The 19893-nt window shown below is 62.6% G+C and carries 16 protein-coding genes and 1 other RNA gene; 2 read left to right on the forward strand and 15 right to left on the reverse strand.

What is annotated here, in order from left to right; all coding sequences use genetic code 11:
• Nucleotides 1–21: 21 nt before the first annotated feature.
• Together HMPREF0326_RS15035 and HMPREF0326_RS15040 are read right to left on the reverse strand one after the other, a co-directional pair.
• Nucleotides 22–1281 carry an NAD(P)-dependent malic enzyme gene (locus HMPREF0326_RS15035; protein ID WP_020990721.1) on the reverse strand — a complete coding sequence of 420 codons (1260 nt, stop codon included), beginning with the start codon at nucleotides 1279–1281 and terminating at the stop codon, nucleotides 22–24.
• A gap of 127 nt (nucleotides 1282–1408) precedes the next feature.
• Nucleotides 1409–2302 (reverse strand): HpcH/HpaI aldolase/citrate lyase family protein, encoded by an 894-nt coding sequence (locus tag HMPREF0326_RS15040; protein ID WP_008686153.1) that lies wholly within the window; start codon nucleotides 2300–2302, stop codon nucleotides 1409–1411.
• Nucleotides 2303–2765: 463 nt separating this feature from the next.
• Between HMPREF0326_RS15040 and HMPREF0326_RS15045 the strand changes: the two genes are divergently transcribed.
• Entirely contained in the window at nucleotides 2766–3554 is a 789-nt protein-coding gene (locus HMPREF0326_RS15045; RefSeq protein WP_269465403.1) for an FCD domain-containing protein, read from the forward strand.
• Between the two features lie 123 nt (nucleotides 3555–3677).
• Here the strand turns inward: HMPREF0326_RS15045 and ffs are convergent.
• From ffs to HMPREF0326_RS15110, 13 genes are all read right to left on the reverse strand, one after another.
• Nucleotides 3678–3763, reverse strand: an RNA gene (gene ffs, locus HMPREF0326_RS16465) — signal recognition particle sRNA small type.
• Between the two features lie 76 nt (nucleotides 3764–3839).
• A complete protein-coding gene (locus HMPREF0326_RS15050) occupies nucleotides 3840–4655 on the reverse strand; it encodes an amidohydrolase family protein (RefSeq protein ID WP_008686150.1) in 816 nt (271 codons plus the stop codon).
• 182 nt (nucleotides 4656–4837) lie between these two features.
• Nucleotides 4838–5809 (reverse strand): D-2-hydroxyacid dehydrogenase, encoded by a 972-nt coding sequence (locus HMPREF0326_RS15055; RefSeq protein ID WP_008686149.1) that lies wholly within the window; start codon nucleotides 5807–5809, stop codon nucleotides 4838–4840.
• Nucleotides 5810–6359: 550 nt separating this feature from the next.
• Entirely contained in the window at nucleotides 6360–6827 is a 468-nt protein-coding gene (pal, locus tag HMPREF0326_RS15065) for a peptidoglycan-associated lipoprotein Pal (protein ID WP_008686147.1), read from the reverse strand.
• Nucleotides 6828–7043: 216 nt separating this feature from the next.
• The gene (locus HMPREF0326_RS15070; RefSeq protein WP_008686145.1) at nucleotides 7044–8372 is read right to left on the reverse strand and encodes a PD40 domain-containing protein; all 1329 of its coding nucleotides are present in this window, start codon (nucleotides 8370–8372) and stop codon (nucleotides 7044–7046) included.
• 31 nt (nucleotides 8373–8403) lie between these two features.
• Nucleotides 8404–9585 carry a TonB family protein gene (locus tag HMPREF0326_RS15075; protein WP_008686144.1) on the reverse strand — a complete coding sequence of 394 codons (1182 nt, stop codon included), beginning with the start codon at nucleotides 9583–9585 and terminating at the stop codon, nucleotides 8404–8406.
• A 19-nt stretch (nucleotides 9586–9604) separates the two neighbouring features.
• Nucleotides 9605–10567: a cell envelope integrity protein TolA gene (locus tag HMPREF0326_RS15080; RefSeq protein WP_008686143.1), complete on the reverse strand. Its 963-nt coding sequence runs from the start codon at nucleotides 10565–10567 to the stop codon at nucleotides 9605–9607.
• Between the two features lie 6 nt (nucleotides 10568–10573).
• Nucleotides 10574–11029, reverse strand: a complete 456-nt coding sequence (locus HMPREF0326_RS15085) for an ExbD/TolR family protein (protein WP_008686142.1) — start codon at nucleotides 11027–11029, stop codon at nucleotides 10574–10576.
• Between the two features lie 2 nt (nucleotides 11030–11031).
• A complete protein-coding gene (locus tag HMPREF0326_RS15090; RefSeq protein WP_008686141.1) occupies nucleotides 11032–11727 on the reverse strand; it encodes a MotA/TolQ/ExbB proton channel family protein in 696 nt (231 codons plus the stop codon).
• A gap of 219 nt (nucleotides 11728–11946) precedes the next feature.
• On the reverse strand, nucleotides 11947–13893 hold the full coding sequence (locus HMPREF0326_RS15095; RefSeq protein WP_008686140.1) for a sigma-54-dependent Fis family transcriptional regulator: 1947 nt from the start codon (nucleotides 13891–13893) through the stop codon (nucleotides 11947–11949).
• 162 nt (nucleotides 13894–14055) lie between these two features.
• Nucleotides 14056–15537 carry an SLC13 family permease gene (locus HMPREF0326_RS15100; protein ID WP_008686139.1) on the reverse strand — a complete coding sequence of 494 codons (1482 nt, stop codon included), beginning with the start codon at nucleotides 15535–15537 and terminating at the stop codon, nucleotides 14056–14058.
• A gap of 90 nt (nucleotides 15538–15627) precedes the next feature.
• Complete coding sequence (locus HMPREF0326_RS15105; protein ID WP_008686138.1) at nucleotides 15628–16782, reverse strand: sulfotransferase family protein; 1155 nt, start codon at nucleotides 16780–16782, stop codon at nucleotides 15628–15630.
• 186 nt (nucleotides 16783–16968) lie between these two features.
• Nucleotides 16969–17736, reverse strand: coding sequence for a sulfite exporter TauE/SafE family protein (locus tag HMPREF0326_RS15110; RefSeq protein WP_008686137.1), 768 nt, complete (start codon nucleotides 17734–17736; stop codon nucleotides 16969–16971).
• Nucleotides 17737–18021: 285 nt separating this feature from the next.
• On the opposite strand from HMPREF0326_RS15110, the gene HMPREF0326_RS15115 reads away from it, so the two are divergent.
• The gene (locus HMPREF0326_RS15115) at nucleotides 18022–19803 is read left to right on the forward strand and encodes a DEAD/DEAH box helicase (protein WP_008686136.1); all 1782 of its coding nucleotides are present in this window, start codon (nucleotides 18022–18024) and stop codon (nucleotides 19801–19803) included.
• Nucleotides 19804–19893 lie beyond the last annotated feature (90 nt).

Genomic DNA, 19893 nt, shown 5'->3' on the forward strand with positions numbered 1-19893 from the left:
AGGATTGTGCGAGCGACATGCTCAGGCGCGCACTTGCTTGGCCAGGCGCTTCCGCAAATTTTCCGCCACGACGGCGGGGTCGATCTTCACACGGGCGATGCCGCTGTCCATGGCGGCCTTGGCGGTAGCTGCGGCTACCATCGGGGCCACATCGGGGTTGAGAGTGGAGGGGATGATCATCTGCGGGCCCAGTTCCTCGGGTTTGACCATATCGGCCAGAGCGTAGGCGGCCGCGATCTTCATGGCGTCGTTGATATCCGTGGCGCGCACGTCGATGGCGCCGCGGAAGATGCCGGGAAAGGCCAGAACATTGTTGATCTGGTTCGGGCAGTCGGAACGGCCGGTGGAAACCACCTTGGCGCCGGCGTCATAGGCGCGCTGCAGGGGCCAGATTTCCGGAATGGGGTTGGCCTGGGCAAAGACGATGGGGTCCTTGGCCATGCTGCGGATCATATCCTCGTTAAGGGAATTGGGGGCGGACACGCCGATGAAGACGTCGGCGCCCTTGATGGCTTCGGCCAGGCCGCCCTTGACCTTTTCAGGATTGGTGCGCTTGGCGATCTCGTCCTTGTAGGGATTCATGCCCTCGGGGCGGCCTTCCCAGATGGCGCCCTTGGAGTCGCACATGATCACGTTCTTGAGGCCCACGGCCATGAGCAGCTTGATGATGGCGATGCCCGCCGCGCCGGCGCCGCTGGTGACCACCTTGACGTCTTCCAGCTTCTTGCCCACCACTTTCAGGGCGTTGATCAGACCGGCCAGGGTGACCACGGCGGTGCCGTGCTGGTCGTCATGGAAAATGGGGCCCTTGAAGACGCCGTTTTTCTTCAGGCTGTCCTCGATCACAAAGCATTCGGGAGCCTTGATGTCCTCAAGATTCACGCCGCCGAAGGTGGGAGCGAGCAGCTCGACCATTTCGACGATTTTGGCGGTGTCCTTGGTGTTGACGCACAGAGGGAAGGCGTCCACATCGCCGAAGGTCTTGAAGAGCAGGGATTTGCCTTCCATGACCGGCATGGCGGCGGCGGGGCCGATGTCGCCGAGGCCCAGAACGGCCGTGCCGTTGGACACCACGCAAACGAAATTGGAATGGTTGGTGTAGACATCCACATCCGCCGGGTTCTTGTGGATTTCCATGCAGGGCTCGGCAACGCCGGGCGAATAGGCCAGAGTCAGATCGTCAGTTTCCCGCACCGGCACCTTGACCCGGACTTCGATTTTCCCCTGATAGTCCTTGTGCATGGCCAGGGCTTCTTCACGCAGATTTTTGATTCGGGACATAGGTTCTCTCCTTGGAAGCAATCCGGGTGGCGGAGCCGGAAATGCCGCAGTGCACTCGCGCGTCAGACGGCCCCGGTTGAACGGGTTCCGGGCACGCTGCCCGGAACCCGCAGCGGCAGCGCCGCGTTTATTTCTTGTTCTTGGCGTCGATTTCAGCCTGGGCGGCCAGGATGTCTCTGGCGTTGTCATACACGGGCGTATCAACCATCTTGCCCAGGTAGGACACGGCGGCCTTGCCCTTGGCGAGGCCTTCTTCCTCGAACACTTTCACCACGCCCTGGGCCCATTCCACGTCGGCCGGGTCGGGGGCGTACAGGCGGTTGGAGGGCTCCACCTGGCTGGGATGGATGATCATGCGGCCGCCGTAGCCCATCTGCAGGCCGTCGCGCACGTTCCGCTCGAAAGCTTCGGTGTCCTTGAAGGAGACGAAGGGAGCGTCGATGGCCACAAGGCCGGCGGCGCGGCAGGCGATGGCGACCTTGGCGCGGCCCCAGAGCTGCTCCACGGCTTCGTTGGTGATTTTGACGTGCATGTCGCGGCAATAGTCCACGGCGCCGAAGATGGCGTTGACGTTGCGCGGGCTGGCCATGCAGCATTCATAGGCGTTCATGATGCCCTTGGCCGTTTCCAGCAGCATGGAAATTTTCACGGAGCCGATTTCCATGCCGCGGCGGCGTTCCAGCTCTTCCAGCTTCCAGGCCAGGCGCTTCACGTCGTCGGGATGACCGGTCTTGGCCAGGGTGACGCCGTTGAGGCCGGGCTGCACCACGGCTTCCAGGTCATCGTTGGTCATTTCGGTTTCCCAGTTGTTGATGCGCACATAGATTTCAGCGCCGCTCACGCTTTCCTTGGCGATCTTGTGCATATTCTCGACGATCATCTTGCGCGCGTTTTCCTTCTCGGACGGGGGAACGGCGTCTTCCAGGTCCAGCGTGATGATGTCGGCGGGGATGGTGGGCGCTTTTTCAATGAATTTGGGATTGTTACCGGGCACATAGAAGATGGAACGCATAACAGCCATGTGAGGACTCCTGTGGATAAAAATCGTCTGAAAATTACCTCAACCACGTCAACCAAGGCGACATTGTTCCGGCGCGCATCTCTCCTCGCGGAAGTGCTTCGGGGCGGACCGGCCCCCGCAGGGGACATCCGGCCGCGTAAACCCGTTTGCGCCCGCCCGCCTGCCCGGCAGATCGCCGGGTGGCGCGGCTTTTTGCCGTTTCATTCTGAATAGGCTATTGCTATTAACAAGTCAACATGTCATACCAAAAAAAGTACAAAGAAACTTCGGCCTCAAAAGCTTTTTCCGAATTTGTTCAGCCGGGTTTACAAAAATGTGGCAGCGGGGCACACTGAACTCGCTGGCATAGTTTTTTTCACCGATTGTTCACACCTTACCAACGATACGCATGAAAAACAACTATACAGAAATATTTGGGAACAGGCGGCGTAATATTCAGCGCCCACGGGTGCATACCGAGGTCTTGACCTGTCTTCTGGAGGATATTCGGGCGGGTATCTACCAAGAAGGGCAAAAGCTGCCTTCCGAGCGGGAACTCATGGAGGAGTTCGGCGTGGGGCGGCCCGCGGTGCGCGAGGCCTTGTCCGCGCTGGGCCGCATGGGGTTGATCGAAATATCGCCCGGCATGCGCGCCAGGGTCTGCAAGCTGACGCTCAAACCCCTGCTGGGGGAGATGCGGGCCACCTTGCAGATTTATTCCAGTTCCCCGGACGGCTGGCGGCAGCTGCACGACCTGCGCCTCTTTTTTGAAACCTCCGTGGCCCGGCAACTGGCACATCAGGTGACGGACGAGCAGTTGAAGGCCTTGAAGGATATTCTCGCCGATCAGCGGAACTTTCTGGACAGATCGGAAATCCGCTCTTTTGCCGAGGCGGATATCGCCTTTCACCGCGCTCTGGTGGAATTTCTGGACAATCCTTTTCTGGGCTTGCTGGCCGAGGGCTTCGGCGGCTGGCTGATCACGCCCCTGTACGCCTCCATGCAGGTGCGGCGGCAGAGCGAGCGCTCGTATACCGCGCACGTGGCCGTCTTTGAGGCCCTGAAAAAGCGTAATTCGGACTTGGCCGAACAGGCCATGCGTTCACATCTGGAAGAAATGCGCAGCATCTATCAGGTTGACCTGATGGCCGCGCGGGAAGCCCGGGAAGGCGAAGAGGCTTTTGCCGCCATGGATCAGGCGGTTCCGGCCCAGCCGGGCGAGCAGGAGTTTCCGCCCATGCCGTTCGGCATGCCCGAGCGTGCGCCGGGTTAGAGCGGTTCACGCATGAAATGCGCCAACAGGCCCTGGGGGGGCGGATTTGAGATTGCCCCGCTGTTGCGTGTGAAGTCCGTTGCGCAAACGCAAAAAACGCGACAACTTTGATTGTCGCGTTTTTTGTGGGCCGGACACCCGGCAACGGCTGTTGCCGCTGCTTCCTTTCGGACCTGACGGAGTTGGCAGTGTTGCCGCCGCCCGGCTTGAACTATGCTTTACCCGCAAAGGGGGCGGCCTGTCAATGCGTGCTTTGCCCGTCTTTCAGTTCCGGGCATTCGCCGTTCACGCCAGGGCCGGGCCCTGGGCCGCGAAAAGCCGTTCGGCGTTGCTCATGACCGCCTCCAACCGGGCATCGTCCAGCCCGGCCATGCGTTGCAGGCGCTCCAGCTCTTCCTCGGGATCGTACAACGGCCAGTCCGTGCCGAAGAGCAGGCGCTCCTGGGGAAAGGCAGCCAGCAGGGCGCGCAATTCCTCCGGCGTCACAAAGGGGGTGACGCTGGAGGTGTCGAACCAGAGATTTTCGCGCCGCCGTCCGCCCAGGATCTTCATTGCGTGTTCCCACATGCGGTAGCCGCCCAGATGAGCCGCAATAATGTTCAGGCCCGGAAAAGCATCCAGAATGGCCGCCAGCTTGTAAGGGCAGGAAGGATTTTTCTCCGGGCTGATGTTGTCGCCGATATGGATTTCAAAAATAAAATCCTTTTGAGCCGCTTCAAAAATGGGCAGCAGGCGCGGGTCGTTGAGCCAGAACCCCTGAAAGTCCGGGTGGAGTTTCAGGCCGCGCAGCCCGGCCGCCTTGATCCGCTGGAGTTCCGCCTCCCAGTTGGCGTAGCCGGGATGCAGGGTGCCGAAGCCGATGACTTCGGCATGGGCCTTTTGTAGGCTCATAGCGTAATTGTTGGCCGGAATGACCTGGGCCGGGGCCGTGGCGGCGCAGAGCACCACGCATTTGTCCACTCCGGCGTGCTTTTCGCGGGCCAGCAGATGGTCGATGGTGCCGTCGCCGGCGCAGGCCACGTTGTAGAAATTGTTGAGGTGGTCCACGGCCTTGCATGCGATTTTGGGATGGAAGGCGTGGGTATGGATATCAATGAACATACGTTGCAACTCACAGGGCGGCGCGCCCGAACTTGGCTCTGCTCCGCCTGTCGCCGACGGCGTGCGTGTTTGTCATGAGAACATGTGACACTTGAACCGCTCTCGCTGTTGCGACAAAGAGATTCATGCCCCGTTGGGGCGCTTCCGGTCGGATTGGCAGTGTCAGCGAATGCGGACCGCGTTTAGGCCTTGCCCACGCCGTTGACCACATTGACCGGAGTGCCCTCCTGCCAGCGGCGGATATTTTCCGCCGTAAGGTCAATGATGTTCTGGCGGGCCTTAACCGTGGCCCAGGCGATATGCGGGGTGATCAGGGTATTGGGCGCGCTGAGCAAAGGATTGTCCCGGCTGGGCGGTTCCTTGGAGAGCACGTCCGTGCCCAGGCCGCGCAATTGTCCGCTTTTCAGGGCTTCGGCGGCGGCCGCCTCGTCCACCAGCGGGCCGCGCGCGGTATTCAGCAGGATAGCCCCCTTGCGCATTTTGGCCAGGCTCTTGGCGTTGATCAGGTTGCGGGTCTGGGGCGTGAGCGGGCAGTGCAAGGAAATGATGTCCGATCCCGCCAGAACCTGGTCCAGAGAGGCAAAAGCGAAGGGGCTGTAGGACGGCGGATTCTTGGGCGTGCGGCAGTGGGCCAGCACGCTCATGCCGAAGGCATGGGCCAGCTCGCCCACCCGGCGGCCGATGGAGCCGAAACCGACAATGCCCATGGTCAGTCCTTCCAGACAGAGGGGTGTGTATTTCCAGTAGCACCATTGCTCGGCCCGTTCCCAGTCTCCGGCCTTGACGCTTTCGGTATGCTGGCTGGTGTGGCGGCAGAGTTCCAGCAAAAGGGCCATGGCGTGCTGGGCCACATCGTCCACGCCATAGGCCACCACGTTGCAGACCGGGATATTGCGCTCGGCAAAAGCCTCCACATCCACTGTATTATAGCCCGTGGCCAGCACGCCCACCATGCGCACGCTGTCCAGAATGGGGAGATCGTCGCGGCGCAGGCAGGTTTTGTTCGCCAGCAGGACGTCGGCGCCTCTGGCCCGTTCCGCCAATTGCTCTTTGGCGGTTTCATCGTACAAGGTCACTTCGCCCAGGGCTTCAATGGGGCCCCAGTCCACATCGCCGGGATTGAGTATGGCGCCGTCGAGAATGACTATCTTCATGGGAATGTCCTTGGGTTGCGGCTGTTCGCGGCGCTCGGGACGCGCCGGGCAAATAGTGTAGCCCGAGCCGGTACGGGCCGCAAGCGTCCGGGCCGACCATCCCAAGGCAGACGCATCTAATTCCGGGTTTTGCAGGCCTTTTATTTGCCGTGATGATCCGTCAAAACCAGCCTTTTGTGTGCTGGCTGCGTCATCTGGCGCTTTTTGCTGCTCATGTACTTGAGTACAGCGCTGCTCTCGATGCTCGTAAGGCTCGCCCAACGGGCACGGCCCTTTGGGCCGCCTTCCGGTCGGTTTCCGCGCAAAAAGTGCCATTTTCCTTGCCGGCCCGCAAAAATCTTATTTTTTAGGATTCTCCCAGCGCCAGCCATCCGCCTGCGCTTCGCTCCGGCGGAGCAAAGGTGGCTTAGCCTCTTTTTTGTTCGTTCCCCAATCTATCGGGGAATAAAAACTTTTTAGATGCGTCTGCTCTGCCGACCGTCTACGGTTGGCCCGGAGCAAAAAAGGCCGCCCGTGAGGGCGGCCTTGAAGAGACGGAATCAGCGGATGCCTAGTGGGCAATCACGCGGAAGTCGTCGCGGCGGTTCTTGGCCCACACGGCTTCGCCGGTGCCCTGAACGGCCGGATTTTCCTTGCCGTAGCTGATCATTTCAAGCTGGCTGGGGTTCACGCCCAAGGTGACCAGGTATTCATAGGCGGCGCGGGCGCGGCGTTCGCCGAGGGCCAGGTTGTATTCCTGGGTGCCGCGGTCGTCGCAGTTGCCTTCAATGCGCACGCGAATGCTGGGGTATTTCTTCATCAGCTCAGCCTTGGTCTTCAGCATGTCTTTGTATTCGGGCTGAATGTTGAATTTGTCGAAAGCGAAGTACACGCGGGCATCAGTGATCTGCTGAATGGCGGCGCGCATTTCAGGGGTCAGGCCGTCATCGTAGCCGGGTTCACCGGTGGTTTTCTTCGCGCAGCCGAAACCGGCGGCCAGGGCCATAACCAGAGCGAGAATAAGAGCGTAGCGTTTCATGTGTGTGTCCTCCTGAACAGCTCATACTCCAAAAAAAAAGTACCTTTCCTTTCTGCACAACGCGTGATCCCTTGACCACGCGAGAGAGATGGTATCTGCCCTTCTATTTTTGTCAAGGTATGGAAGGCTGATTCGTAAAATTTTTTTTACCCGGCCTCTGAAAAAATTTCAGACGACCGGGTAAAAATACGTTTTTCCGCCGCATTGAGCGAAAAATTACTTCTGCGTCACCGGCATGCCCCAGCGCGGGAAAGAGGCCGCGCCGCCGCCGGTGGGCACCTGCTTGGCGTCGCCGCCGTGGCGGGTGGTCAGGTAGATGCCGCGTCCGCCGTTGCGGGTGGAGGCAAAGGCGATGAAGTAGCTGTCCGCGCAGAAGGAAGGCTGCTCGTCGCTGCCGGGCCCGAAAGTGATCTGGCGCTCCATGCCCGTGAGCATGTCCTGCACGAAAATGCGGTGGCCGAAATCGGTCATCCGGCTGTAGACCACCAGGGTGCCGTCCGGGGAGAGGTTGGCCTCGGTGTTGTAGGTGCCGTTCTTGCTCACCCGGGTGATGCTGCCGCTGCCCAGGTCCTTGAGAAAGATCTGCGGGCCGCCCAGGCGGGAGGAGGTGAAGGCCATCTTGGTGCCCGTGCTGTCAAAGGTGGGCGAAACGTTGATGGCGTTGCTTTGTTCCAGCACGCGTTCCTTCTGGAAAACGTGGTTGAGCAGGAAGATGACCGGATACTTGCCGTTGGAGAGGGCCACGGCCACCTTGTTGTCGGGCATGAAAGCCGGGCCGATGACCACGTTGCCGGGGAAGCGGATGCGCTGCACCTTGCCGGTGGAGCGGTCCCACACGCCCAGGGCGTGGGATTTGGGGTCGATGTGGCTGAAGACCACAAAGCGGCCGTCCGGGGACCAGGCCGGGGAAAGGGCCTCGCCCGGAATGTTGGTGATCTGGCGCAGGTCGCGGCCCGTGGGCTTGACCAGCCAGACGTTGGCGCTCATTTTGCCGGTCTTTTTCACAAAAGCGAGGGTGGAGCGGAAAAAGGCGCCGTTGCCGGTCAGGGCTTCCAGCAGGTCGGCGCAGAAGCGGTCGGCCACTTCGGGAAGATCGCGCTTGTTGACTTTGGGATATTCCTTGCCGAACAGGCGGCCGCCGGTATTGGTTTCAAAAGCGCGGATCTGGACGGGTTTGGTGCCGCTGTCGCCGTCGGGCCAGAAGGTGGTGACCACAATGTCCGAACCGGCCAGTTGGAAACGCTTGAAGTCCAGAGCGGGCGGTTCGTAGCCCGCCAGCACCACGCCGCCCAGCACGGCCTTGGGGTCCGTGAGGCGCATGAAAGGCAGGAAGCTGAGATTCTGCTCCACCAGGGTCTGCAATTCCGCGCCCATGCCCGTGGCCTGAGCCTGGGGGCCCTTGAGCGGGGCGGCCAAAGCCAGATTGACGATATTCTGGCCGGGATTCATGATATCCACGCGCATGGCCGCCTCGGCCCGGGTGCCGGGCAACGGCCCCAGCGCCACGGAGAGAGCCAGGGCCAGGAGAAGAAGGGTTTTTTTCATGGCTCGGTATTCCTCATTCGGTCGGCGCGCGTCAGCGGCGCACCAGTGTAAAGGTGAGATCCAACGTGTTGCCGAGGCCCGCGGGCGGCGGTTCCACGCTGCCCGCCCGGCGTATGCCCTGGAGCACGAATTTGTCAAGTCGCTGGTCCCCGCTGCTCTGCAACAGGGTGGATTTCTTGATGGCGCCCGCGGCGTCCACCTGCAGACGCACCGTGGCATAATAGGTGCCCGGCGCTGTTTCCGCGGGAATGAACATGGCGTTGCGCAGATTCCAGGTAATGGTGGAAAAATACTTACGGTAGCGCGGGTCGTACTGGTCCTGCGCCATACTCCGGGACTCGTTCTGTCCGCTCCGCGGCGCGGTCGTAACCGTGTCCGTAGCGGCCGGGGCCGTCATCGGGGCTGGCGCCGTAACTGCCGCATGCCCGGCGGACGCGCCGGAGAGATCCAGGCGCATTTCCTCTTCGGAGAGGCCCGTGCCCGATGGCGCGGGCGGCGCAGCTTCGGCTTTGGCCGTTTTGGGGGCGGCGGGCTTTTCCTTGGCGGGTTTGATGGCCTCGGTGGCCGGACTGTCCGGGCTCAGACCGGCCCGCGGTCCTTTGGCGGCTTTTTTCTGTCTTCCGGCGTCGGCTGCCGCCTTGGCGCGCGCCGGTGGGGCCACGGGCGCGGGCGCGACCTCGGGCAGGGGCCGGCCCGCGCTTTTGGCAATGGCCTCGGCACGTTCACGGGCGCGCTCCTCGACGGAGCTGGCCCGTTGCTGGCCCATGAGCCGCTCGGCCTTGTTGCGGGCGAGAACTTCGGCCCGCATGGCCTCTTCATTGGAAAGGGTTTCGGTTTTGGCCTTGCCCTTGGGCATGCCGGTCCAGAAGGCCAGGTGCACGTCCAGGGGCATGCCGTAGGGCGGCGTGCCGAACGGAGCCGCCTGGCGCACAGCGCCGCAGGCGGAGCTGTCCAGAGCTTCCATGCCCGAGGCCTTGGTGGGCGCGCAGTTCAGTACCTTGCCCTGGCCGTCCAGAGAAACTTTCAGCCTGACTTCAAACTCGCCCTTGAGCGCCGGAGGCGGCGCCCAGACCGCGATGACCTTGTCCAGCACCTTGCCGGAGTAGCCGCCGTTCTGATCCGCCGCCGCCAGACTTGCCCCGGCAGCCGGAACCGCCGTGAAAAGCAGGGTTGTGAGCAGGACCGCAAGGCCCGTGCGCAAGATGGATGGCATAAGCGTCGTTCTCCTCAGGTTAGCGCCCCATGAGCTCATCGAAGGTGAATACCAGGTCCAGGTCCGAGTATTCAGCCGAGGGCGGCGGCGGGAATTCCCCGGCCTGGCCGGTGCGCACCACCGCGTTGACCGCCGAGGCGTCGTACTGCGAGTTGCCGGAACTCTGGCTGATTTCAGCCTGGAGCACTTTGCCCTGCATGTCCACCTTGACCCGGACCACGCAGCTCAGATTGACCCGCCCGGCCGAGGCGAAACCCCAGTTGGGACGCACGGCCAACATGACTTGGCCCATATAGACGTCGCCCAGACCGCCCCCGCCGGGGCCGTCGCCTTCGCCGCCGCCGCCACCGCGATTGCCCCCGGCCTTGCGCTGGGCCTGGGCCAGGGCCTGCTCAATGGCGTTGCCCCGGTCGCCCGAATCGGCGCGGGAACTGGCCTTGCGGGCCTTCTGCAATGCGGCGGCAATGGGATCTTCCTTGGTTTTGCCGTCTTTCTTGGGCTTTTCGTCTTTTTTAGGCTTGTCGGCCTTCTTGGGCTCTTCCCTTTTTTCCTGCTTCTTGGGTTCTTCCCTGGGCGCTTCTTCCTTCTTGGGCAGGTCTTTCTTTTTCTTGGCTACCGGGGTGGCCTCTTCCTTGGCCGGTATCGGCTTGGGAGGCTCCTTCACGGGCTCGGGCCGTTTGACCGGCGCGGCCTCCTTGGGCGGCGCGGGCACGGGCGCGGGCTCCTTGACCTCTTCCCGCGCGGGCGCGGCGATTTCATTCTTGGGCGCGGGCGGGGTGGGGGCCTGGGGGCCGTCCCCCGGTTCGCCCATATGCCCCAGAATGGGCGAGGGCGTCCGGTTGCCGCCGGGCGCGCCTTCCACCAGGCTGATCATCACCGGCGGCGTGTCCAGCCGCACCGGCGGATGGCTGGGCCAGAACCAGATCAGCAGAAAGGCCGCCAGATGCAGGCAGAAGGAAAGAACGTAGGAGGCCAGGCGCATGCGAACCTACTTCCGGGTTCCGGCGGCAGCGGGTTTCGCGCCGCCGGGGGCCGCGCCCTCGGGCTGTTCGGCCATCACGCCCAGCTTTTCAATGCCCACGGCCTTGATATGCCCCATGACTTCCACCACGATGCCGTAGGGCACTTCCTTGTCGGCCTGCAAAAAGAGGCTCTTGTTCTTTTCCTTGACCAAGCGCTGGAGGTAGCCCTCCAGGTCTTCCATGTTGTCCACGCCGTATTCATCCAGAAAGATCTTGCCGTCCCGCCGCACGGTGAGGATCATGTGGTCCGCCTCGGTGGGAAGGACTTCCACCTGTTTGGTCTGGGGCAGATCCACGTCCAGGCCCTGGCTCATCATGGGCGTGGCAACCATGAAGATGATCAGGAGCACCAGCATCACGTCCACAAAGGGCGTGACGTTGATCTCCGAGACGAATTTGCTGTTGCCGAGGCTCGCGCCCATGACTACAGCTCCGTGGCGCCCGCGCGCTGCACGGGGCGGTGGGCGTTGAGCTCGCGCTGGACGCGGTTCAGGAAGAAGCCCGCGAAATTGACCAGCAGGGTGTCCACCTGGGAGAGTTTGCCCATGAAAATGTTGAAGCCCACTGTGGCGGGCACGGCTACGCCCAGGCCGATGGCCGTGGCCACCAGGGCCTCGGAAATGCCCGGCGCCACCGTGGCCAGGGAGGCGGACTTGAGCATGCCGATGGAATGGAACGAATTCATGATGCCCCAGACCGTGCCGAACAGGCCGATAAAGGGCGCGGTGTTGGCCGTGGTCGCCAGAAGTGAGAGTGAACGCTGCAGGCGGGCCAGTTCGCTGGCCACGCCCTGGCGCAGGGCGCGGCGCACATTGTCCACCACCACTTCGCTGGAATTGCCCAGCTCCTTGGAGCGGTTGAACTCCAGCACGCCCTGATGGGCGATGTAATAGAGCGGCGAGGCCGGGTCGGAACCCAGAGACTGCACCGCCTCGCGCAGGCTGGCCGCCTTGTCGAAGCGCTCGGCGCCGCTCAGGGCCTTACGGCTGGCGGCGTTGAGCGCGATGAACTTCTGGATCATCATCCCCCAACTGCCGATGGACATGAGCACCAGAAGCGCCAGCACGGCCTTGGCTATCAGGCTTGCCTGGGCGATCATCGAAAAAAAGCTGAATTCCATGTGGTTCTCCGTAACAATGCACGATCAAAGCCGCACGCGGGACGGAGCGGCGGACGCAAAAAAACGTCCACCGCAAAGGGGCGGAAGCGCCGGAGCCCGCGACTGGGCTTCGAGGCGAACAATGCAACGAGAGAGCTCTTTTTTCAAGATTTTTTTTAGAACCCGGGCGCGTTTTCATTCCCACGAACGGAAACACGCACAGGGGGGCGCCAAGTGGCACTAGCGCGGGCCGCCTTTCATTTTACGCCAGAGGGTATTGGTGCTGATGCCCAGATTTTTGGCGGCGCGGCCGCGATTGTGCGCGCATTTTTCCAGTTCGGCGCGGATGATTTCCTGCTCCAGGTTTTCCAGGCGTTCTTTGAGGCCCCCCTGTCCGTGCGTGCCGCCCGTAGGGGCCGGGAGGCCTGCTGTTGCCCCGGCAGATCCGGAAGGCGGGACGGAGGGGGCCAGGCGCCCTTGGGTGACGCGCAGGTCGTCGAGCAGCTTTTCCAACAGGGCTTCGTCGCAGGCGTCGGCGTCTGAAAGCAGGCAGTAGCGGCGCAGCAGGGCGTCCAGCTCGCGCACGTTGCCGGGCCAGGAATAACCCTCCAACAGGCGCAGGGCGCGTTGCGAAAGTTTTTTGCGCGCCATGGCCTGTCTGTCCAGCATATGCCGGGCCAGCGCGGGGATGTCTTCCGGCCGCTCGCGCAGAGGCGGCGTTTGCAGGCGCAGCAGGGAGAGACGGTAGTAGAGATCCGCCCGGAAGCGTCCGGCCCGCACCTCCTCCACCAGGTCTTTCCAGGACGAGCTGATGACGCGGGCATTGACGGCAATGGGCCTGTCGCCGCCCAGGCGGAAGATTTCGCCGGTTTCCAGCACGCGTAACAGACGAATCTGCACGGCCGGGCTGATGTCCGCGATCTCGTCCAGAAAGATGGTGCCGTCCTGGGCCAGTTCAAACAAGCCTTCCTTGCCGCCGCGCCGCGCGCCGGTGAACGCGCCCTCGTCATAGCCGAAGAGTTCGCTTTCCAGCAGGGTTTCGGGCAGCGCGCCGCAGTTCAGGGCGACAAAGGGGCCGTTTTTGCGTGGTCCGGCCTGGTGCAGGGCATGCGCCAACAGCTCCTTGCCGGTGCCGCTTTCGCCATGGATGTGCAGGGCCGCGTCCGCATCGGCGAAACGCGCGGCCTGAAGCCGCAAGGCGTGCATGGTCGGGCTTGCCCCCAACAGGCTGTCCAGACTATGGCGGGCCGTGAAGCCTCGCTGACCGCGGTTTTTGAGTTTGCGGGTCAGGTCGCGCAGACGCGCGGCCGGAGCAAAGGCCGCCAGCGCGCCGCGCAGTTTGCCGTCCACCAGTACCGGGCGGGTATTGATGACCAGCTCCCGGCCGTTGACGCGGCGGATGATGCCCTCTTCGCCCCGGCCGGTTTTCAGGGCTTTGGCGATGCCCAGGCTCTCCGGCAGGCCGGTGCCGTCGACAACCGGAGCGGACATCCCTTCCAGCAGAGCTTCAGCGGCACGGTTGCTGGTGGCTGTACGGCCCTCGGTGTCCACCCCCACAATGCCTTCGTGCAGGGATTCCAGCACGCCGCGCAGCCAGGCCGTCTGTTCCCGGTCCTGTTGTTGGGAGCGGGCGATATTCAAGGCCTCGTCCAGAGCCCGTTCCAGAGCCTCCTCGCCCGGTTTGACCACCACGCCCCGGCAGCCTTGGGCCTGGGCGATTTCAGCACAGATGCCCCCGCCCACCACGCAACCCACGCCCTGAGCCACGGCCTGGCTGATTCCGGCCACCAATTCCTGAGTGGTGGTGAAGGGCACAGGCCGCAGGCGGACGTGCAGCAGTTCGGCGAACAGCGCGGGCCAGCGGGGTATCGCGCCATAGCAGGTGCAGGCGATATGCTGCGTCTGTTCGCGTGCACAGATCAAGGCCTCGAGGATGTCCAGATGGCTGCGGGCGATGGTCACCACCGGACGGCGCAAATGGCGGCGCAGCAGTTTGCCGGTGCCTCCGCCGCCCAGGATCACGTCCGTGCCGTCGTCCAGCAGGGCGCGGGCCACGGGCAGGGCTTCCTCCATGGTCGCCAGGCGGATTTCCATGTGCAGATGGCGCGCAGCGGCGTAGTCGCGCACGGTTTGGGCCACGGGCAGGGAGTTGGAGACAAAGGCGAAGTGAAAGGAGTCATTGCGCATGGCTGTATTCCGTGGAGGAGGTTGCCGGGAACTTTGGGCGGTGTTCCGGTTGTGGCCGCCGCCCTCGGAAAAGGTCAACCGCGCCCGCCTTGCGGGCGGGCACGGTAACGGAGGGGCGGGCCTCCCCCTGTGAGAGGCCCGGCATGCGGGAAAGGGGACGGCTTACGCGGGCGGCAGAATGTAGAAGTCCAGGCCCATCACCACCACGGTCAGCCAGAAGTAGAGGATGGTGATGCCCACGGAGACCACCGCCGCCACAAGGCCCCAGAGGAACATGGTCCGCAGGTTGGCTCCGTAACCGGCCACAATGCCCTGCGCGCCGGTGGCCGAGGCCACGGCATAGCTCCAGCTGATGGCCGCGCCGGTGATCCAGACCCAGGGCACCGCGCCGAATTGCAGGCCGTGCCAGTGATTCATGGCCTCTATGGCCAGCGGCACCATGACCCCGGCGGCCGCCGTATCGCTGGTGACCTGGGAAAGGGCGTTGGCCGCCACGCTCCAGGCCACGATGGAAAAGGTGTCGCTGACGCCTACAAAGGCCGTGATCCACTGGCCGAACACGGCGGAAGCCCCGGTGGCGCCCAGAATTTTGCTCAGAGCCACGGCCGCGGGCCACATGAAGAGAATAGTTATCGGAAAATGTTCCCGCAAGGTCCTGGTGGAAAGAATGCTTTCGCCCTTGGCTGTGCGGGAGGGCCAGAACAACAGGAGCAGGGGAATGATGCAGAACAGCTGGGTGGGCTGGAGCCAGGCCCATTGCGGTCCCTTGACATACGGGGCGTAGAGCGGCTGGAGCACGGCCAGCGCAATGGCCAGGGCAAAGCCGTAGAAGGAGACTTTTTCCTCATAGCTCATGGGGCCGAGCTTCGCCAGCTCCTGGCGGTAAAACTCCTTGCTGCCGCCGAAGGTTTCCCGGTCCGTTTTCATGAAGTACATCATGACGCCCACGCCGAGCACCACCAGTATGGAAATAGGCAGCATGCGCAGGGTCCAGTCGATGAAATAGATGTTGTAGCCCAGATACTTGTTGAGCAGGCCGTAGGTCACTACGGACTGGCCGCCGCCCAGGGGCGTGGCCATGCCGCCCACGCTGGCGCCCCAGGCCACGGCAATGAGGATGTTGGACGCGGCCTTGGAGTTCCAGCGCTCTTCATTCGTGCTGAAACCCGCGTACATCAGCGAGGCCACGGCCACGGGCGCAAACATGGCCGCCACTGTGGTGTTGCCCACCACAAAGGAGGTGACGCCGCAGAGGATGAACCAACCGGCGGTCTGGGCGCGCACGTTGCCGCTGACGCGCATCAGGAAGTTCAGGGCCAGCCGTTTGGCGAAGCCCCAGCGCACCCAGGCGGAGGTGATGGCCGTGGCTCCGAAAATGAGCACGGCCTCTTTGTGCACATAGGCTTCCAGCACCTTGCCCAACGGCATGTAACTGTAGACGCAGACCACGAAAATGGGCACGAGACAGGTCAGTTTGATATCCACCGCCGTGGTGATCCACCACCAGACCATCCAGAACAGGATGCCGAAGCCGAAACGGGCGTTGAGCGGGCCGAAGCAGGGCAGACAGAGGGCCAGCAGCAGGAGGGCCGGGCCGCTCAGGATAAGCAGAACGCGGCGTGCCGCGGAAGGGGAGTCGGACATGAGCTTTCTCCGGGGCTTTTCCGGCGGGCCGCAGCCCGGCCCGCCGGGGAGAGTTTTTCCCGTGCGGTCCGCACGGATATGGCGTGGCCGCTACAGCACCACGTCGCCCACATAGCGTCGCTTGATGGAAAAATGTTTTTTCCAGCGGGCGGAGGCGCGCAGACCTGTGATGTATTCCTCGTCGGGATCTCCCACGGGAAATACCACAGGCGCGTCAGCCGGGTTCCAGACGCCTTTTTTGCGGCGTTCTTCGCGTTGGTCGATGAGCCAGTCGTTGTAGCTTTCAAAGACGATATGGCCTTCAAAGCCGTCCAGGGTGGCGGCACGGATGCGGCCGTCGAATTCGAGATATTTCTCGATCACCCGCTCGGAAGGCATTTCCGGCTTCACGTCGTTTTTATAGCCGGCCTCCTCCAGCTCCTTGCCGGCCACGGCGGCGAAAATGCGCTGATCACGCGGGGAGAGCAGGTCTTTGTGGATGCCCACGTACTTGTCGCTGATGGGCTTGCCCAGCGGGGCGTGGTCGCGCGAAGCGCCGCGCGCCTTGCAGAGATCGGTCTTGTAGAAATCGAACATGCCGTCTTCGAAATCCTCGCCCAGGAATTCGCAGACGTCGCGCATGACCCGTTGCGGTTCGCGCACCAGTTCCTCGTACTTCACGTCCAGCCAGAGGCCCTTGTCCCGCAGCGGCTCGCGCCATTCCCTGACCGCATTCCAGCAGCGCTTCCAGGATTGGGCCGCGCAGTAGATGTTGGTGGGCCCGAAGGAGGATTCCATGTAGTCCACGCAGGCGTCGCGGCCGTCGCGCGTAATATAAATAAACTGCGCGTCCGGAAAGTCATGGTGCATGGGGCCCACAAAATAGAGATTGTGCGGGGTCTTCTCACCCCAGCGCGGCTTGCTCACATACTGGGCGAAGCGCATGTGCATGCCCGCGTAGAGCCCGGCGAAGCTGCGTTCCGGGGCCAGTTCCAGCACTTCGTCCACGATGGTGCGGGGATTGACGCGCATGCCCCAGAAGGGGGTTTTCAGGCCGAAGACCATTTCCTCGGCCAGGACGCGGAAATTTTTTTCCTGCGAGAGATCGCCATAGGTGTGCAGATAGGGATAGAAGCGCGGGTAGTACCAGACCACTTCGGGCACGGCGATGCGCGAATGGCAACCCAGCAGGGCCATAACCAGGGTGGTGCCGGAACGTTCGGCGCCGATCATGAAAATGGGGCGTTCCTTGAGACGAATGGGCATGGAAGTTCCTCCTGTGCCGTTTGCGGGTGTTTTTCCGGTTTCAGAGAAAAGTGCCTGAAATTTTTTCCTGAACCGGAATCCGCGACAGGGATGTCGCGTCAAAATGGGAAGCGTTTCGGAGGCAAGGCGCGGTCGCGTTCGCGCCGCTGCCGACACATAAAAACTGCGTCCACGCAGTTTTTACTTTTATGTGGAAATCACCTGAAGAGCGCGCAGGACAATGAACGCGCCCACCACGATGCAGACCACGGAAACCACTTTTTTGAGGGATGCCTGGGAAATGCTGTGGGCCAGACGCGCGCCGACCATCACGCCGACCAGCTCGGCGGCCGTGACCCAGAGGGCTGTGCCCGTGTCGATGAAGCCGTGGGCCAGATTGCCCGCGCTGCCGGACAGGGCGGCGGTGATCTGGATGACCTGGCTGGTGGCGATGGCCGTAAGGGGCGGGAAGCCGATGATGACCATGAGCGGCACGGAAAGCACCGGGCCGCCCACGCCGGTCAGGCCGGAACCGAAGCCCACCGCGCCGCCTATGGCCAGCAGGAACAGTTTTTGCCGGAGAGTGCCCCAACCTTTTACGGTCCGGTATTCCAGGCTGCCGCCCCTGGCCGGGAAGAGGGCGTAGACGCCCGCGAAGATGATTACGGCCCCGAGCAGCAGATCCAGCAGGCGGGCCGAAGCCGCCGCGTTGGCAAGGGAGCCGGGATAGCCGCAGAGCAGGCCGCCCAGACAGACCGGAATGGTGATGCGCCAGTCGATGCTGCCGTGCCGCCAGAACAGCCAGGTGCCCAGCAGGCCGGTGAAGATGAAGCTGAACAGGGCCGTGCCCATGGCCGTGTGCGTGGAAAGTCCGGCCAGGACGTTGAGGGCCGGAATCAGCAGAATGCCGCCCACGCCCACGGTGCCGATGAGCCCTCCGACAAGGACCGCCACAAGGAATAACAGAAGAAACATAGCCTGCTCCATGATTGTGATGCCCTGGAACAGCAATCCGCATGCCATGCTGATTATTTATACCAATCTACTGTAATTATTGATTATTATTTTTAGAACGAAGTCGGTTTGAGATGCGAAATTTGCAAATTCGGAAGGAAATATTCCAAGTGTGGAGTAGGGGCGGCGCTGTTTCCGGAATCGCCCGCAAGTGCAAAAGGCACCAGGGCTTTCGCGCTCATTGTGCATCGGGCGGGATGGGGCTATGATTATTCATTACACGAATTTTTTATCCACAGGAAAAGTATGACCGCATCTTTTGAAGAACTGGGTTTGTCCCAAGACCTTTTGGACGCCGTTAAGGATATGGGCTTTGAGGAGCCTTCTCCCATCCAGGTATTGGCAGTTCCGGCATTGCTGGCCGGGCGGGATGCGGTCGGGCAGGCGCAGACGGGCACCGGCAAGACAGCGGCTTTCGGTCTGCCCATTCTGGAAAAAGTCATTTCCGGAAAGGGCGTTCAGGCCCTGGTGCTTTGCCCCACGCGCGAGCTGGCTATTCAGGTGGCCGAGGAACTGAGCAAGCTGGCCGCGCGGAAGAAAGGAGTCACGATTCTTCCCGTGTACGGCGGTCAGCTCATTGAACGGCAGTTCCGGGCTTTGGCCAAAGGCGCGCAGGTCGTGGTGGGCACGCCGGGCCGGATCATCGACCATTTGCAGCGCGGCACGCTGCGCCTGGACGAAGTGGACGTCGTGGTTTTGGACGAGGCCGATGAGATGCTGGACATGGGCTTTCGCGAGGATATTGAAGCCATCCTGGAGCGAACTCCGGACGGCTGCCAGCGGATTTTGTTTTCAGCCACCATGCCGCCGCCCATCCGGGAGTTGAGCAAGCGCTTTCTGCGCGAACCGGAAATGCTGACCATTGCCCATAAAATGCTCACCATTCCGGCCATTGAGCAGACCTATTACGAAGTGCGGCCGTACCAGAAGATGGACGCTCTCTGCCGGGTCCTGGATTCGCAGGGATTCCGCAAGGCCCTGGTGTTCTGCTCCACCAAGCGCGGCGTTGATGAAGTGACCACGCACCTGCAGCAGCGGGGCTACCAGTCCGACGGTCTGCACGGCGATCTGGCCCAGGCGCAGCGGGACCGGGTGATGCAGCGCTTCCGTACGGAAGGCCTTGAGATTCTGGTCGCCACGGATGTGGCGGCGCGCGGCATTGACGTGGATGATGTGGATGCGGTGATCAATTACGATATGCCGCATGACGTGGAAAAATATGTGCACCGCGTCGGGCGCACCGGCCGGGCGGGCCGCGTGGGCAGCGCTTTTACTTTTGTCACCATGCGCGAACAATATAAGCTGCGCGACATCATCCGCTGCACCAAGGCCCGCATCAAACAGGGCCGCCTGCCGACCCTGCGGGACGTGGACAATATCCGCACTTCCCGGCTGCTGGAGGAAGTGCGCCAGACTGTTGAAGCCGGAACGCCGGAACGCTGGCTGGCGTTGGTGGAAGATTTTCTGGCCGAGCGTTTTCCAGAAGGCGGAGTCACCGGCCGCGAGATGGCCGCCGCTTTGCTCAAGCTCCTGATGCAGCGGGATTTCGGCAATCAGGACGCGTCCCGCGAGCCCGATGTTTTTGCCGAACCGCCCCGGCGTTCTGCCCCGGACGGCGGGCCTTCGCGTGACGCCCGGGGCGGGGACAGCTCGAATCCCCGTGGACGGAAAAACAGCGCGCCCATGACCAAGCTGCGGGTCAGTGTGGGGCATACGCACAAGGTTTCCCCACGCGAGCTGGTGGGCGCCATTGCCGGAGAATCCGGCATATCAAGCCGCGACATCGGCGCCATCGGCATCCGGCAGCAATACAGCGTGGTGGAAGTGGCCGAGGAAGTGGCCGAGCATGTGCTGGCGGTGCTCAATCACGGCGTGTTCATCTGCGGGACGCGGGTGAGCGCCGCCGTGGATGACGGCGGCACGGGCACCGCGCATCCGCGCAAGCCCCTGAACTTCGGCCCACGCCGCCAGCGGCCCGGAAAATATGGCAAAAAGCCGCGCGGCGCGGCGCGTGAGCGGGGGGAATAAGTTAGAGCGGTTGACGCGTAACATGCGTCAACCGCTCTGCAAATCCTCAACTGCAAAATGCGGGTCGGCGGGTTTTGCCCGCCGTAAACG

Origin of the sequence: Desulfovibrio sp. 3_1_syn3, from assembly GCF_000145315.2 — a bacterium.
Lineage (GTDB): Bacteria > Desulfobacterota > Desulfovibrionia > Desulfovibrionales > Desulfovibrionaceae > Desulfovibrio > Desulfovibrio fairfieldensis.

Bases quoted from the DNA above. Each gene is read 5' to 3' on its own strand.
- HMPREF0326_RS15035 (WP_020990721.1), bottom strand. From the start codon at position 1,281: ATGTCCCGAATCAAAAATCTGCGTGAAGAAGCCCTGGCCATGCACAAG.
- HMPREF0326_RS15040 (WP_008686153.1), bottom strand. From the start codon at position 2,302: ATGGCTGTTATGCGTTCCATCTTCTATGTGCCCGGTAACAATCCCAAA.
- HMPREF0326_RS15050 (WP_008686150.1), bottom strand. From the start codon at position 4,655: ATGTTCATTGATATCCATACCCACGCCTTCCATCCCAAAATCGCATGC.
- HMPREF0326_RS15055 (WP_008686149.1), bottom strand. From the start codon at position 5,809: ATGAAGATAGTCATTCTCGACGGCGCCATACTCAATCCCGGCGATGTG.
- pal (WP_008686147.1), bottom strand. From the start codon at position 6,827: ATGAAACGCTACGCTCTTATTCTCGCTCTGGTTATGGCCCTGGCCGCC.
- HMPREF0326_RS15070 (WP_008686145.1), bottom strand. From the start codon at position 8,372: ATGAAAAAAACCCTTCTTCTCCTGGCCCTGGCTCTCTCCGTGGCGCTG.
- HMPREF0326_RS15075 (WP_008686144.1), bottom strand. From the start codon at position 9,585: ATGCCATCCATCTTGCGCACGGGCCTTGCGGTCCTGCTCACAACCCTG.
- HMPREF0326_RS15080 (WP_008686143.1), bottom strand. From the start codon at position 10,567: ATGCGCCTGGCCTCCTACGTTCTTTCCTTCTGCCTGCATCTGGCGGCC.
- HMPREF0326_RS15085 (WP_008686142.1), bottom strand. From the start codon at position 11,029: ATGGGCGCGAGCCTCGGCAACAGCAAATTCGTCTCGGAGATCAACGTC.
- HMPREF0326_RS15090 (WP_008686141.1), bottom strand. From the start codon at position 11,727: ATGGAATTCAGCTTTTTTTCGATGATCGCCCAGGCAAGCCTGATAGCC.
- HMPREF0326_RS15095 (WP_008686140.1), bottom strand. From the start codon at position 13,893: ATGCGCAATGACTCCTTTCACTTCGCCTTTGTCTCCAACTCCCTGCCC.
- HMPREF0326_RS15100 (WP_008686139.1), bottom strand. From the start codon at position 15,537: ATGTCCGACTCCCCTTCCGCGGCACGCCGCGTTCTGCTTATCCTGAGC.
- HMPREF0326_RS15105 (WP_008686138.1), bottom strand. From the start codon at position 16,782: ATGCCCATTCGTCTCAAGGAACGCCCCATTTTCATGATCGGCGCCGAA.
- HMPREF0326_RS15110 (WP_008686137.1), bottom strand. From the start codon at position 17,736: ATGTTTCTTCTGTTATTCCTTGTGGCGGTCCTTGTCGGAGGGCTCATC.
- HMPREF0326_RS15115 (WP_008686136.1), top strand. From the start codon at position 18,022: ATGACCGCATCTTTTGAAGAACTGGGTTTGTCCCAAGACCTTTTGGAC.